Here is a 14,854-nt window from a genome sequence, read left to right as displayed (position 1 = left end):
GACGCCTCGCGCTTCACGGAAGCGAGGGTTGGACGGACATCACGGCTTGCCCACGCAAGGTGCCGGCCGGCCCGGCGACACTCCTCCCGCCGTGGAACTCCCGAGCGATGGACGACGCTTGGTGTGCGTCGACGAGCAGGCCACGGGCCACCGGTGCGGAGACGTTCCCCATTGCGGTCTCGGTCCGATCGTCGTCGTCGACTTCTGCGCCGAGCGGAACTCCCCAGCGGGATTCGTCACCTGAGTCCTCGGTCCGGAACACGATGATGCCGGTCGCAGCGTCGCCGCAGATATCCAGCTCCCGCACTCCGTCAGGCATGATGACGAGCGTTCGGTCCCGGCCGTCGAGAGCTCGGACCTTGGCCTCGACCTGCGCCAGCGTGGGGTCGCGCTCTTCGAAGCGCCTCCCACGAACCCACCAGCGGAGGTCCGGCCACTCCGCGACGCCGCTTGCGGGCAGCCCACGGTCCTGGACCCGACGCACCAGGGCGCCCAGCACCCAGCCGGCGAGGATGCCCATGAACCAGACCCGGACGGAGATCTGCGCGCCATCGAGCACGAACCGCGTGAGGACCGGCCCCAGGAAGAAGAGGAGGACCATGCCCGCGATCGCCCGACCCGATCCGATGAACGCGAGCACGCCCGCTCCTGCCACAGCAATGGCGAGGTTGAGCAGGACGACCGACAGACTCACCTGCGAGAGCCCGAGCACGAAGGCCGCACCGACGGCGATCACGACGAGCAGGATGTTGCCCGTGATCGAACCGCTGGTCAGAGGACGGTAGACGCGCTTTCTTCTTCACCACGCCACCCGAACGGCGGGTTCTCACTCGTGCTCCCTGATCTCCGAGAATCCCTGCGCAATGACCGGCTCTCCGAGGAGATGGAGGACGGACCTCAACTCGAAGGACCCCGCTCCGACCCGGAACGACCACCTTTCCTGCGTCCCGAGACGCTCTGCAAGCTGCTGCTTGTTCCCGCCGGTGACCCCTCGACGGATCGTTAGCGATCCGCAGTCGGGTGAGTCGACGGTGATCTGGTCGAACAGGGTTCCGGACCCTCGGCCTGAAGTGGATCCGCCGACCTCCGGCTCCGCGGCAGTGACGAGACAGTCCACGCGGATGACATGAGACCTGTCGTACGCCTTGAGTCCCTGGTTCCAGGTGAACACGAGGATCGTGAACAAGGCGGCGGCACCGAGGAGACCGAACACGAGCCTGTTCCGATTCTTCGGGGGTCGCGACTGCGGTTCAGGTGCTGGCAAGGCGGTACTCCGTTCCGTGCTCAGGACGCCCTGTTCGGCGGACCTCGCGGCTCCTCCTGGGATCAGCAGCAGGCGCCGCGCCGAGGACGCCTCCGCCGCATCAGCTTCTTCCGCGGTCACTTCGCCACCACGGCCACTCGGGCCTGGCGAGCAACAGACCCGTCAATGCCGGGAAGAGCCAGGCGAACTGGTACGAGTGCCCACGGCCAGCCAGTGCGGAAAATGTGATGAGGCCGGCGAGGAGGACGAGCATCGTGACTCCGCGCGCGCCTCGGCGACGACTCCGCCCACCCACCAGACCCAGCAGGACCGCTGCTGACGCGACACCTGTAGCGACGAGGGCGTTCGATCGACTCAGGATCACGGTCGCCCAGAATGCCGCGACCAGCAGGGCGAGGATGAGCAGCGAGAAGTACCCCAGGAGGAGCTCCCGGTCGAGCGCCCGATCGGGTCTCCGATCGACCCTGTTCCTGTCCACGACTCTCCGCACGATCATCGACCTCCTGGGCGCCTGCGGCCGCGCTTCGGGTCCACCGCGGAAGCGCGCGCAACCACCCATTCCCTGATACCCGACCCGATGATGACCCCTGCGAACGAGGTGAGCAGCCAAGCCCACCGCGTGCCAGCGAGTCGCGGCGGCGCACCCACGAGCAGCACGAACACGACGACGACCACCAGCAGTCCCACGACGGAGAACGACCGTCGTCGACCGCTCCGCGCCCACCAGCCGATCCCCACGCCGTACAGGGCCGCCGCCACGGACACAAAGACTAGTCCGAACGGCATCGGCTGGTTTTCCAGGCTCGAGGTCCGCCACCACGCGATCGCGAGACAGACAAGAGCCGCGAGGACATCGATGAACAAGGGCCGGGGTCGCGGGGTACGCGGGGTCATCTTCCACGTCCGTTCTTCTGCGGGTTCGTGACTGTTTCGCCCCCGCCGGTCATGAGCCGTCGGACGACCACATCGACGAGTCCGTGACGGCCGAGGGGCGATGAGATCCCCTTGCCCGGCAGGATCACCCTCACGGCTCGACCTCGTAGGCGTACGCAGTCGGCGACATCCCGAACACTGCGGTCAGCGCGCGCATGTCGTACGACACGCCGCCAATGGTGAACCGAACGCGATCAGCAGCGGAGAGCTCTTCAGCGATCCTGTCAGCGTTGAACCGATTGACTCCGTCCTGGAGCGGGACCTCACGATCAGCGACCGCGCCGTGCACCAGGGCTCTTTCCGAGGCGAGCACCGCTAGCCGTACCTGGTCATCTTCGACCAATGGGACGTCGTGACGTAGGACGTGTCCGGGCTCAGTCATGGGGCTGAACTTCAATGGACTGATTGATCATCCGAAGCTGATCTCTGAAACGATAAGATGCCGCACCAACGACGAACTCGTATTCGCGCCCGGATTGAAATTTCTCTGCAATCTTCGGCGCATTGCCCGAGGTCACGTGTCTTCGGATGAACAGCGTTCCGCAATCAGGGGAGTCGATGCGCACTTGATTGTATGTAGCCCCTACCCCTCGGACCGATCGAGACGAACCATCACCCGATATCGCCGAACGCACCAGGCAATGCACCGTGATCGGGTGTGAAGAATCGTAGGCCTTCAGACTGATCGGAGCCACGAGAATCACCAAGATGACGAGGGCTGCCCCTAGCAACCAGGATCCGAAGATGATCCTTCTTGCGCGCATCGATCCTCTTGACGGCGCTCCTGTGCCCTTGCTCTCGATCACACGCAATCGCACGCCAGTCCCGAATCCCTGGGCCACGGACTGAACGTGGCCATCAATGACATTCGGCTACCCATCGGAGTTCATGCCGTAGTCGACGGCACCGGTCTTTGCGCCGGAAGCCACCGATGCCGAGGCAGCTCTTCCTGTCGACAAGAAGACCGTCGGACAAATTCGCCGGACAACAGAATTTGCAGCTCTCCCGTCGAGGGAAGCGAGCTCGGACAGGCCCGCCGCCGCGATGACGCCGACTCCGCTGACTCCGCTGACTCCGCTGACTATTGATGCGTCCACCCCGACCTGCTTCCAGTTCACTTCAAGCTTCACCTCACGCTCGGAGAAAGGAACCAACGACGGGAGCAATCTTGAAGAACTTCAGGAATCCACGTAGTTCGAACGAGCCGCCACCGACCGAGAAGCGGTAGCGTTCGCCCGCTACGACTTCCCCCGCGATGCGGGTCATGTTCGCGCGCGTGACGCCGTCCTGGTACAGCAGATTCCCACAGGAGGTCTTGAATGCGACCTGCACCTCCGCTCCACCAGCGCCCTTCGTCGAGCGCGAGGATGAGATTTCACCGACAGCGGAGTCGACACGGCACGTCACGTCGATCGAGTGCCCATCATCGTATGTACCGAGGATGGTCGGACCGAAGCCGAATACCAGCACCGGCACCCCGACCACGCCGAGAAGGATGAGGACTGCGATCAGCCGGTCCCGCGCAATCTGACCTGGCGTCTTCTTGGCAGCGCTGCTCTTCGTCGCGGCCGTGTTGCTGGGCATGGTTCCTCACCCTCTGTGCGCGCCGCCCGCAGGGACGACATCCGGACCTTCGGCTCCCCGCTGACGCGACTCCACGTCGACCGAGAGCTGATGGGATGTCCCTGTCCGGCGGACTCACCCGCGTGGTTCGACCTCGTAGGCGTACGCAGTCGGCGACACCCCGAACACAGCGGTCACCGCGCGCATGTCGTACGACGCGGCGCCGACAGTGAACCGAACGCGATCAGCACCGGAGAGCTCTCCAGCGATCCTGTCAGCGTTGAACCGATTGACTCCGTCCTGCAGCAGGATCTTGCCGCATTGATCGGTCACGACGACCACCTGTGACCCCGACGCTCCGCCGCCCTTGAGGGACCCGCTCGACTCCGAACCGGTGGTTGCGCTTCGGATCCCACAAGAGACCGACATCCGATGACCGTCGTCGTAGACCTTCATACCGAGCGGGATGACGAAGAACAACAGGGCCGGGATGACGATGACGAGCAACAGGATGGCGATCGCGACTACTCGTTTCCTTCGCGTCACGACTGGTTTCCCATCGGCCATGTTCGGAACGTACCTCCTTGCGCTCACCATCTCCGATGAACACCGACTGTGGGACCGTCCCCACCTTGCGCCGCGCCCGTACCGAAGGTCTGGACCAGGTTCTCGATCGACGTGTCGCCACCTGGGCGAATTGCCTCGTTGACGGTGGCGCTGATCCCGCCGACGCCCATCGACACGAGGTTGCCGACAGTCTCCTTGCCGAGCGGCGAGGTGACGCCGAGCCCCTCGGCAAGAGGCCCTGCGGCCCGACCCACCGCGAGGCTCGATGCTGCGCCGGTCCCGAAGCCTGTCGCGCCAGCTGTGGCGAATCCGAGCAGGTTCTTGTCGCGGATCTCGTCGTTCACCGCGTAGTCGCCGATGTTGTTGACCGCGCCCGAAGTGCCGGAGGCGATGGCGCCCCGGCCAGCCGAAGAGAACACCTGCGAAGCAACCCCGCGTGCTCCCGACCCGAATGCGACTGAAGCGGCTGGGGCCGCCTTCGCGAGGCCGATCGCGGCGCCTCCGCCTGCGGCACCTGCTGCTCCGCCGATCAGCGTGTCGAGGCCGACCTTGCCCCAGTCGACGCGCCCGTCGTCGCCGCGGTTCTTCTTGATCGACAGGCCGCCCGCGAGCGCTGCTCCCGAGCCAGCAGCCACGGCCAGTGCGACGACCGGCCCGAGCGGAGTGAACATCGCGCCCACGGCGAGTACCACTCCGACGCCGATGGCGATGTTCGAGATGACCTCGGAGTGCTCGTCAGCCCAGTCCCGCAGGTTCGCGAGCGCACCCTGGTTCGCATCCCGGTACGCCTGCAGGTCCGCATCCGTCGCCGGCCGCAGCCCGAGCGGGTCCACCGCGTGCACGGGGTCGTTCCCGGCGTAGGAGTACGGGTTCGCCGCCCACGCTGCCCCGAGCACGGGCGCGAGCGGGTCGGTCGACAGGAAGCCCCGCGCCACGGGGTCGTACACCCGCGCTCCGAGCCACTCGAGTCCAGCGATGGACACGCCGCCGTCCGCGGTGAGCCCGACGCCTGCGGGGAGCCCCGACCCGCCGACCGCTGCGAGCACCGCCCACGGGTCGTCGGCAGCGGTGGCCCGCGCGCTGCGCCACCCCACGGTCGTCCAGGCATCGTCGATGGCGACGACCCCGCCCGGCATGTCCAGGACGCTCGTGCCGCCGAGCGAGACGATCCCCGGCACGCTCGCCGCGGAGTCCCACCACGCCTCGGCACCGCCGACGTCGGCCAGCTCGCCGAGGCCGTCCGTCCAGACGTCGACCCGACCGACCTCGGCGTAGGTGGGGTCGCGCTCGACGACCGCGGCGAGCGTCCCGAGGTCGGACCACGCGTACTCCACCGTCGAGCCGTCGGGGTCGGTCCGCCGGATGCGTCGACCGAGCCCGTCGTAGCGGTACTCGGTGCGGGCACCGTCCTGTTCGGAGGCGACGAGCTCGCCGGCGAGGTCGTACGAGAAGCGCGTCTCGACCCCGTCGACCACCTGGCGGACCAGTCGGCCGGCCTCGTACTCCCAGCGTGCGTCACCGGCGGCGACGAGCTGGCCCGCGGCGTCGTACCGGTGCTCCACCCGCCCGTCCGGGCCGTCGACGGCGGTGATGCGGCCGTCGGCGTCCCGCTCGGTGCGGGTCGTCGTGACGCCCTCGGGCGAGGTCACGGTGTGGGCGACGAGCACGCCGCGGTCGTACGACCACGACTGCACGAGCTCACCGGTGACCGCCTCGACGATCCGACCCGCGGCGTCGTGTCGGAAGGTCGCGGCTCCGAGCCCGTCGCGCTCGAGCGCGGTCGTCCGACCGACCGCGTCGCGGACCCATGTGGTCCGGCGGCCGGACGGGTCGACACGGGCGACCCGGTGCCCGTCGGCGTCGTACTCCCACCGGATCGCGGCCCCACCGCGACTGCGGCGGACGAGGAGCCCGCGCCGGTCGTACTCGAGCTCGTGGTCGACGGTGCGACCAGCGCCTCGCGTGTGGTCGGTGACCACGACGGTGCGGGCGACCGGGTCACGGTCGACCTCGGTCTGCAGCTGACCGTCGACCAGCACCTGGTGCTCGTGTCCCGCTGCATCGTACGTCCAGGCGGTCGTCCGCCCGTCCGGGTCGGTCTGCTCGACCCGCCGGCCCGCGGCATCGCGACGGACGCTGGTGCGCCGGCCGAGCGGATCGGTGACCGCGACGAGGCGGTCGGCCTCGTCGTACTCGCGCCAGGTGACGCCTCCGGCCGGGTCGGTCGTCGCGATCACCCGACCGCGCTCGTCGTACTCGTGGTGGGTGACCCCGCCGAGCCCGTCGACCACCTCGGTGACCTGACCCGCGGCGTCGTAGCGGAACCGGCGCCGACCGAAGCGTGCGTCGTGGGCCGAGACGAGCCTCCCGGCCGTGTCCCAGCGGAACCGGCTCGTCCCCGCTCCGGGCGTCGTCTGCTCGACCACGCGACCGACCGCGTCGTACGCGGTCCGGGCGACCTCGCCGGTGGGGAGTGTCCGCGCGACGACCCGGGAGTCGGCGTCGTAGGTCAGCGTGGTGCGTGCTCCGGTGGCGTCCACGGCGGCCGACGGGCGCCCGCAGGCGTCGTACTCGTACGTCGTGCGCGCGCCGGACGGCGCGACGACCGCGGTGACGCGGCCGGCGAGGTCGCGCTCGATCCGCGTCAGCCCGCCCTCTCCGTCGACGAGCTCCACCGGGCGTCCGGCCGCGTCGTAGGTGACGAGTTCGGATCCGGCGTCCGGACTGGTCGACTCGACGGGGCGCCCGAACGCGTCGAAGCGCACGGTCGTCGTCGAGAACGCGTCCTGCAGCTTGGCGACGCCGGCGGCGGGGTCCCGGCTCACGTCCTGACGGACGCCCGTCGGGTCGACGGTCGCGGTCAGGACGCCGTTCGCGTCGTACTCGTGGCGCCAGGTCGCTCCCGTCGGATCGGTGACGGCCTGGAGGCGCGACAACGCGTCGTGCGCGAACGTCCAGACCGCGTCACCCGGCAGGGCGAGGGTCGCCAGGTTGCCCTGGTCGTCGAAGGAGCGGACGACCCGGCGACCGAGCGGGTCCGTGGTCGCGTGGAGCTCGCCGTCGGAGCCGTACTCGAACGCGGTCCGCCCACCGAGGGGATCGGTGACCGCCGAGATGCGCCCACCGGTCGTGTGCTCGAAGCGCCAGACCGCGCCGTCCGGGTCGCGGCGCTCGACCAGCAGGCCGGCGGCGTCGTGGCGGTACTCGGTGCGGGCCCCCGACGGGCTGGTCGCCACGGTCGGACGCCCGGCGGCGTCGCGGTCGATGCGGGCCGTGTCGCCGAGGGCGTTCGTGGTGGCGACGAGTTCGCCGTGCTCGTCGTGCTCGAGGACGAGGACCACGCCGGTCGGGTCGACCACCCGCGTCAGCACGCCGTCCGACCAGGTCAGCTCGGTGCGGCCTCCGACGGGGTCCGTGATGACGGACGGGTCCCGGTCGTCGCCGCGGTACTCGTACGTGACGACCCCGCCGGACTCGGCGACGACGGTCGTGGTCCGGTCCTGGTCGTCGTGTCCGTAGGTGAGGTCGCCGCCGGTCGGGGTGACCGTCCGGGTCCGACGCCCACGCTCGTCGTAGGCGTGGACGGTGACCGACCCGTCCCGCTCGGTGACGGAGACGAGGTTCCCGTGCCGGTCGTAGCTCATCGACTGCCGGTGGTCGTCGGAGTCGAGCACGCCGACGAGCCGGCCCCTGGTGTCCGCGATGTAGGAGTTCGACCGCGAGCCGTCGTGGTCGGAGACGACGGTCACCCGGCCGGGCAGGTAGGCGAAGCGGACGGCGCGACCGTGCGGACTCACCTGCTCGACGACGCGGCGGCGCTCGTCGTAGGTGTTGTCGACCTCGACGACCCCGGCGGCACTCGTGACGGTGAGCACGAGGTCGTGGTCGTCCCACCCGTAGCGGCGTGTGCCCACAGAGTCGGTGACCGCGACGAGTCGCCCACGGTCGTCGTACGAGTACTCGACCCGGCGCCCGTCGGAGCTCCGCACCACGGCGACCCGGCCAGCCAGGTACTCGACGTCGATCGACCGTCCGCGGTCGTGGACGAGTCGGCTGATGAGCCCGTCGGGGTCGCGCTCGACCAGGACGCCGGTCCCGGGGCCGCTGCGCTCGCCCAGCCAGACGCCCGACGGCGTGAAGTCGATGCGCCCGCCACGGTTGTCGCGGACCACGAGCCGGTCGCCCTCGGCCGCGAGCCACCGGTTCTCACCGACGCCGCGCTCCCAGCCGTCGGACGCCCGCGGGAACCGGATCTGCCGCCCGTCCGCGCCGACGTAGGACGCGCCCTCGTCGTCGATCTCGAGTCGGGTCTCGAGGACCGATGCCCAACCAGGGCCGAACAGCCCGACGTGCTCGTCGAGTGAGTTGTACATGCGGGTGAGGGCGAGCGAAGCGCTCGCGCCGGTGAAGCCGAGGTCGGTCTCCGGCTCGACGAAGTTGCCCGTCGTCGTGTTGACCGGGTCCATCGAGTACCCGGTGGTCGGCTGGGCGCCGTAGGCGGAGGGCGGGTCGAACTGCACGTCCGACCGGGTCGCCGAGACGCCAGCCGCCTGCAGTGCTGCGGCGAGCGCCGAGTCCGCGACGCTCGACACCGCGCCGTCACCACCGGCAGCGGCGAAGGCGTCGGCGATCGTGGTGGCCCACGTCACGTCCTGGCCGTTCGCCTGCAACCACTGGTCGAACGCGGTGACGAGCCCGGTGGCGTCGATCCGCCCCCAGGAGCAGCGGTCCGCGAAGTCGGCGAGCTTGCCGCGGAGCATCGCGGGCTTGCCCTCGAGGGCCTGGTCGAGTCCCCGGCTCCCGTCGGCGAACGAGCGGAGGTCGGCTGGTCGGGCGGAGGACGTGCCACCACCGCCACCGCCACCGGAGCCGGGCGCCGGGGTCTGCCGCGGGGTCGCGGGGCCGGTCGCGTCGGCGAACCGGGGCGGGTCCTCGTGGTGGACCTCCGGCGGCTGGTCGTTGCCGGTGACCCAGTCCGCGACGACCTCGCCGACCCAGCGGTTCTCGTGGTGCTCGTACCAGTCGCGGGCCGTCTTGCGTCGGGCGTTCTCGCGCTCCGCGGCGGCCTTCATCTGGCCCACCCAGCCGGCCACGGTGCGCAGGTTCGCGGCGATGGCGGAGCCGTCGCTCCTGGCGGTCTGGGCGTTCGCGGCGAAGAGCTCGGAGAAGTGGCCGCGGAACTCTTGGGAGGCGGTGCTGACGTACGACTGGCGGCTGCCGGCCTGCCCCTCGATCGACTCCGCCGCACCGTTCAGCGCCTGGCTCAGCGCGTCGGCCGTGCCGTTGTCGAACTCGACCGGTTCGTTGCCGTGCAGGTCGCCCATGATCCGTCCCCCGATGGTGATCGTGCTGGTCGTGCTGTGCTGGTGGAGCAGGTCGAGCTCCGTCCGCGGCCCACCCCGGACCGCGGACGCCCGGTCCGCCGAGGTGGCGGACCGGGCGTCGGGTGGTGGCTACGCGCCGCCGCCCGCGGTGAAGATGTCCTGCGAGATCTTGTCGAGCTGGGTGCGGAGCTGCTCGAGCTCGGTCTTGGCCTTGTCCAGCGCCGCCTTCGTCTCGGGCCAGGTCGAACCGCGGAACGTCGAGGCGAGCGGGCCGTCCCAGACGTTCGAGTCCGACAGGATGCGGCCCTGGGCGTCGAGCTGCGAGATCTGGTCGGTGAACCCGCCGTTCACGATCGACTGGATCTGGCGGATGGCGGACTTGGCCTGCTCGGTGGAGAGCACACGCGACATGGTGAACCTCTTTCGTTTCGTAGCTGCACCCCCGCGCAGTGGAATCCCCCCGGAGGCTCTGACGCGGCCCACCATACCCACGAACACCCGACAATGTCACCGTTCGTATTTCGTGACGTTTCCTCCCCCCGTTCGGGGGTCGAGCGATGCTCACTCTCTGGAGCGTTCCCGACACTCCTCCACAGGGCCGTCGTTCACGCCCGGTTTCCCCAGCGTCCACCGCCCCGCTCCCCCGCGGAGACCCCGGGTGGCAGGATGGCGACATGGACACCGAACCGCAGCTCGACGGCGACTCCGTCGCTCCCGACCTCGACGACTTCGACGAGGTCGTCGAGATCGAGCACGAGTCGCTGCCGTCGGACCGCTACTTCGATCGCGAGCTCAGCTGGCTCCGGTTCAACCAGCGCGTGCTCGAGCTGGGCGAGGACCGGACGCAGCCCTTGCTCGAACGGGCGAACTTCCTGGCGATCTTCGCGTCCAACCTCGACGAGTTCTTCATGGTCCGGGTCGCCGGCCTGAAGCGTCGCATCGACACCGGCATCGCGGTGCCGACGAACGTCGGTCGTGCGCCGAGCGACGTCCTGCGCGACATCGCCAAGAAGGCGCACGAGCTGCAGGACCGGCACGCCGACGCGTTCATCAACTCGCTCAAGCCGGACCTGGACGCCGCGGGCATCCACGTCGAGCACTGGTCCGACCTCGACGAGGCCGATCGGCTCCGCATGCGCGAGTACTTCAACGAGCAGATCTTCCCGGTGCTCATGCCGCTCGCGGTCGACCCTGCGCACCCCTTCCCCTACATCTCCGGGCTGTCGCTCAACCTCGCGGTGCGCGTGCGCAACCCGAAGTCGCAGCGGCAGGAGTTCGCGCGCCTCAAGGTCCCGCAGAACTTCTCGCGCTTCATCGCCCTGCCCGACGACGGCAGCGGGCGGATGCGGTTCATCCCGCTCGAGGACCTCATCGCGAACCACCTCGACGACCTGTTCCCGGGTATGGAGGTCCTCGAGCACCACGTCTTCCGCGTGACGCGGAACGAGGACGTCGAGATCGAGGAGGACGAGGCCGAGAACCTCATCCAGGCACTCGAGCGCGAGCTCCTCCGCCGCCGCTTCGGTCCGCCCATCCGTCTCGAGATCACCGAGGACATGGACCCGGTGACCCTCGACCTGCTCGTGCGCGAGCTCGACATCACCGAGCAGGAGGTCTACCGACTGCCGTCGCCGCTCGACCTCGGCGGCCTGTTCGAGATCGCGAAGATCAGCCGGCCTGACCTGCACTACCCCAAGCACGTGCCGACGACCCCGGTGCAGTTCCAGCCGGGCGAACCGAACACCAAGCCCGACCTGTTCCGCGCGATCGGCTCCCGCGACGTGCTCGTGCACCACCCGTACGAGTCCTTCGCCACGAGCGTGCAGGCGTTCCTGGAGCAGGCCGCGGCGGACCCGAACGTCCTCGCCATCAAGCAGACGCTCTACCGCACGTCCGGCGACAGCCCCATCGTCGAGGCCCTGATCGACGCGGCCGCCGCGGGCAAGCAGGTCCTCGCGCTCGTCGAGATCAAGGCGCGGTTCGACGAGCAGAACAACATCGGCTGGGCGCGGAAGCTCGAGAAGGCCGGCGTGCACGTCGTGTACGGCCTGGTCGGGCTCAAGACGCACTCGAAGCTCGTGCTCGTGATCCGGCAGGAGGGCGGCACGCTCCGCCACTACAGCCACATCGGGACGGGCAACTACAACCCGAAGACCTCGCGAATCTACGAGGACATGGGTCTGTTCACCGCGGACGACACCGTCGGCAAGGACCTCACGCGTCTGTTCAACGAGCTGTCGGGCTACGCGATCGAGAAGAAGTTCAAGCGGCTCCTCGTCGCACCGCTGCACCTGCGGAAGGGTCTGGTGAAGCGGATCCAGGCCGAGGCCGACAACGCCGCGGCCGGCAAGCCCTCCGGCATCCGGATCAAGGTCAACTCGATGGTCGACGAGCAGGTCATCGACGCGCTCTACCTCGCCAGCCAGGCCGGCGTCCCGATCGACGTCTGGGTCCGCGGCATCTGCTCGCTCAAGCCCGGGATCGAGGGCGTCAGCGAGACGATCCGCGTCCGGAGCGTCGTGGGGCGGTACCTCGAGCACTCGCGGGCGTTCGCGTTCCACAACGACGGCGACCCGGTGGTCTTCATCGGCTCGGCCGACATGATGCACCGCAACCTCGACCGCCGTGTCGAGGCCCTGGTGCGCCTGTCCGACCCGGCGCACGTGGCCGAGGTGCAGGAGATGTTCGACCTGGCGATGGCCGAGACGACGAGCTCGTGGCACCTCGAGTCCGACGGCGAGTGGACGCGGCACTCCACCGACCCGGACGGCCGCCCACTCGACGACGTGCAGAATGTCCTCATGCGGAAGATCTCGGCCCGGAAGCGCTCGGCTCGGTGAGCGGCGGCCCCACGGGGCCCGTCGTCGCGGCGGGCGCGGTCGTCTGGCGTGAGCACCGGGGCGTCCCGCTCGTGCTGCTCGTGCACCGCGACCACCACCACGACGTCTCCTTCGCCAAGGGCAAGGTCGACCCGGGTGAGAGCGTCCCGACGACGGCAGTCCGCGAGATCGAGGAGGAGACCGGCTACCGCGTGCACCTCGGCGCTCCCCTGGGCACCGCGGAGTACGTCCTGCCGAGCGGTCGCGACAAGGTCGTGCACTACTGGTCGGCCCGGGTCTCCGGCAAGGAGTACGACCGCGCCGGCACGTTCCGTCCGAACGACGAGGTCGCGGCGATCGAGTGGGTCACGATCGACCAGGCCCGCTCGCGGCTGACCTACGAACGCGACGTCGCGATCCTCGACCGGTTCGCCGACCGCGTGGCGGCCGGCGAGCACCGGACGTTCGCCCTCATCGCCCTCCGGCACGCCAAGACGGTCCCGGGTTCGGACTGGGACGGCCCCGACGCGACCCGGCCGCTGCTCCCCGTCGGCCGGAACCAGGCGCGGGCCGCCGCGGCACCCGTCGCGGCGTTCGGGCCGAAGAAGATCGTCAGCAGCACGGCTGCCCGGTGCCTCGCGACCGTGGAGCCGCTGTCCGCCCGCACGAAGGTGGGCGTCTCGGCGACCCCGGACATCAGCCAGGACGCCCACGACCGCGGCGCCGCGGACGTCAAGGGCGTGGTGCGTCGACGCCTCGAGAAGGCGAAGTCGACCGTGCTCTGCTCGCACGGCCCCGTCCTGCCGGACATCATCGCGCGCATCGCCGCGTCGACCGCCGGCGAGGACCGTCGGTTCGACCTCCGCCGTGCCGCGATGCTGTCGGTCGGCGACTTCGCCGTGATGCACATCGCGGGCGACCGACTCGTGGCCGTCGAGACGCACCGCAACACCGTCCCGGCCTGACGACGAGTCGGCGCAGCGACCAGCGCCGACCACCCACCCACGCGACGCCCGTGGCGGCCGCACCTCGCGCCTCCAGGCCGATGCATGCGCATGCGTCCACCCCACGCACGCCGATCCCGATCCTGCACCCGACGCGCGAGCGCCGCACGGCGCCCCGTCGGACACAACCCCTCGTTCACCTCCCGTTCATCAGCGGTCGTGATCCCCGTCACCTCGCGTCCCTACAGTCGCTCCCGGGTCAGCACCGGCCCCCGGGACCAGCAGCGGTCCCAACCTGCACTGACATTCCCGAAGGGACCCCTGTGAACATCAAGCGAATCGGCACGGTCGCGGCGATCGCGGTCGTCGGCGCCGTCGCGCTGTCCTCCTGCGCCTCGAACGAAGGCGGCGCGGGCGCTGGAGCCTCCGCTACGTCGAGCTCCGGTACGGACTACTCGTCGCTCAAGGGCACGCTGACCGGCTCGGGCTCGTCGGCACAGCAGACCGCCGAGGCCACCTGGGCCGCCGGCTTCCAGAACGTCGCCTCCGGCGTCACGGTGAACTACTCGCCGGACGGCTCCGGCGCCGGCCGCAAGAACTTCATCTCGGGTGCCGCCGACTTCGCCGGCTCCGACGCCGCGCTGAAGGACGAGGAGCTCTCGGGCTCGTTCGCCAAGTGCGCCGCGGACTCGAAGGCCATCGACATCCCGGTCTACATCTCCCCGATCGCCATCGCCTACAAGGTCGACGGCGTCAAGGAGCTGACGCTCGACGCGAAGACCATCGCGGGCATCTTCTCCGGCAAGATCACCAAGTGGAACGCCTCCGAGATCGCCGACCTGAACAAGGGCGTCGACCTGCCGGACGCGAACATCACCGTGATCCACCGCTCGGACGACTCCGGCACCACGCAGAACTTCTCGGAGTACGTCTCCGCGAACGCGTCGGACGTCTGGACCGAGGCCCCCAGCCAGACCTTCCCCTACCAGGTCGGCGACAGCGCGAAGGGCACCTCGGGTGTGGCCTCGGCCATGGCGAGCGCCTCGAACGCGATCACCTACATCGACGACTCGGGCGCTGGTGACCTCGACAAGGCCAAGCTCATGGTCGGCTCGACGGCCACCGAGATCTCGGCCGAGGGTGCTGCGAAGGTCGTCGCCGACTCCGACACGGTGTCGGGCCGCTCGGAGAACGACCTCGCGATCAACATCAACCGCAAGGACACCGCCGAGGGTGCGTGGCCGCTGGTCCTCGTCTCCTACGCGATCGCCTGCCAGGAGTACAAGGACGCCGACACCGGCAAGCTCGTGAAGGGCTACCTGGACTACGTCGTCTCGAAGGACGCGCAGGACGCGGCCGCGAAGGAGGCCAAGTCGGCCGCCCTCTCGTCCGACCTGGCGGAGAAGGCCGCGAAGGCCGTCGCCACCATCAAGTAGCACT

At 69.5% G+C, this 14,854-nt stretch carries 12 protein-coding genes; 3 read left to right on the top strand and 9 right to left on the bottom strand.

Annotated elements, in window-relative coordinates:
- Positions 1 to 13 precede the first annotated feature (13 nt).
- From HUN59_RS02800 to HUN59_RS02760, 9 genes are all read right to left on the bottom strand, one after another.
- Complete coding sequence (locus HUN59_RS02800) at positions 14 to 736, bottom strand: hypothetical protein (protein ID WP_174777430.1); 723 nt, start codon at positions 734 to 736, stop codon at positions 14 to 16.
- 90 nt (positions 737 to 826) lie between these two features.
- Positions 827 to 1,213: a hypothetical protein gene (locus HUN59_RS02795; protein ID WP_174777429.1), complete on the bottom strand. Its 387-nt coding sequence runs from the start codon at positions 1,211 to 1,213 to the stop codon at positions 827 to 829.
- Between the two features lie 543 nt (positions 1,214 to 1,756).
- The gene (locus HUN59_RS02790; protein WP_174777428.1) at positions 1,757 to 2,128 is read right to left on the bottom strand and encodes a hypothetical protein; all 372 of its coding nucleotides are present in this window, start codon (positions 2,126 to 2,128) and stop codon (positions 1,757 to 1,759) included.
- A gap of 160 nt (positions 2,129 to 2,288) precedes the next feature.
- Positions 2,289 to 2,579: a hypothetical protein gene (locus HUN59_RS02785; protein ID WP_174777427.1), complete on the bottom strand. Its 291-nt coding sequence runs from the start codon at positions 2,577 to 2,579 to the stop codon at positions 2,289 to 2,291.
- On the bottom strand, positions 2,572 to 3,039 hold the full coding sequence (locus HUN59_RS19320; RefSeq protein ID WP_217483609.1) for a hypothetical protein: 468 nt from the start codon (positions 3,037 to 3,039) through the stop codon (positions 2,572 to 2,574). Before HUN59_RS19320 ends, HUN59_RS02785 begins: the two co-directional genes overlap by 8 nt.
- 289 nt (positions 3,040 to 3,328) lie before the next feature.
- Complete coding sequence (locus tag HUN59_RS02775) at positions 3,329 to 3,781, bottom strand: hypothetical protein (RefSeq protein ID WP_174777425.1); 453 nt, start codon at positions 3,779 to 3,781, stop codon at positions 3,329 to 3,331.
- Between the two features lie 114 nt (positions 3,782 to 3,895).
- Positions 3,896 to 4,327, bottom strand: a complete 432-nt coding sequence (locus tag HUN59_RS02770; RefSeq protein WP_144804009.1) for a hypothetical protein — start codon at positions 4,325 to 4,327, stop codon at positions 3,896 to 3,898.
- A 23-nt stretch (positions 4,328 to 4,350) separates the two neighbouring features.
- Positions 4,351 to 9,651 carry a DUF6531 domain-containing protein gene (locus tag HUN59_RS02765; protein ID WP_174777424.1) on the bottom strand — a complete coding sequence of 1,767 codons (5,301 nt, stop codon included), beginning with the start codon at positions 9,649 to 9,651 and terminating at the stop codon, positions 4,351 to 4,353.
- A gap of 129 nt (positions 9,652 to 9,780) precedes the next feature.
- Positions 9,781 to 10,062, bottom strand: coding sequence for a hypothetical protein (locus tag HUN59_RS02760; protein ID WP_058740961.1), 282 nt, complete (start codon positions 10,060 to 10,062; stop codon positions 9,781 to 9,783).
- A gap of 263 nt (positions 10,063 to 10,325) precedes the next feature.
- Here HUN59_RS02760 and HUN59_RS02755 point away from each other — a divergent pair, with 263 nt between their 5' ends.
- The 3 genes from HUN59_RS02755 to HUN59_RS02745 all read left to right on the top strand — a co-directional run bounded on the left by HUN59_RS02755 (position 10,326) and on the right by HUN59_RS02745 (position 14,850).
- Positions 10,326 to 12,491, top strand: a complete 2,166-nt coding sequence (locus HUN59_RS02755) for an RNA degradosome polyphosphate kinase (protein ID WP_058740962.1) — start codon at positions 10,326 to 10,328, stop codon at positions 12,489 to 12,491.
- Positions 12,488 to 13,435 (top strand): NUDIX hydrolase, encoded by a 948-nt coding sequence (locus HUN59_RS02750; protein WP_174777423.1) that lies wholly within the window; start codon positions 12,488 to 12,490, stop codon positions 13,433 to 13,435. Before HUN59_RS02755 ends, HUN59_RS02750 begins: the two co-directional genes overlap by 4 nt.
- Before the next feature lie 302 nt (positions 13,436 to 13,737).
- A complete protein-coding gene (locus HUN59_RS02745) occupies positions 13,738 to 14,850 on the top strand; it encodes a phosphate ABC transporter substrate-binding protein PstS (protein WP_174777422.1) in 1,113 nt (370 codons plus the stop codon).
- Positions 14,851 to 14,854 lie beyond the last annotated feature (4 nt).

It is taken from the genome of Curtobacterium sp. Csp2, assembly GCF_013347165.1.
The sequence above is the reverse complement of the archived record's forward strand: the minus strand, read 5'-3'. Positions and strand labels throughout refer to the sequence as shown.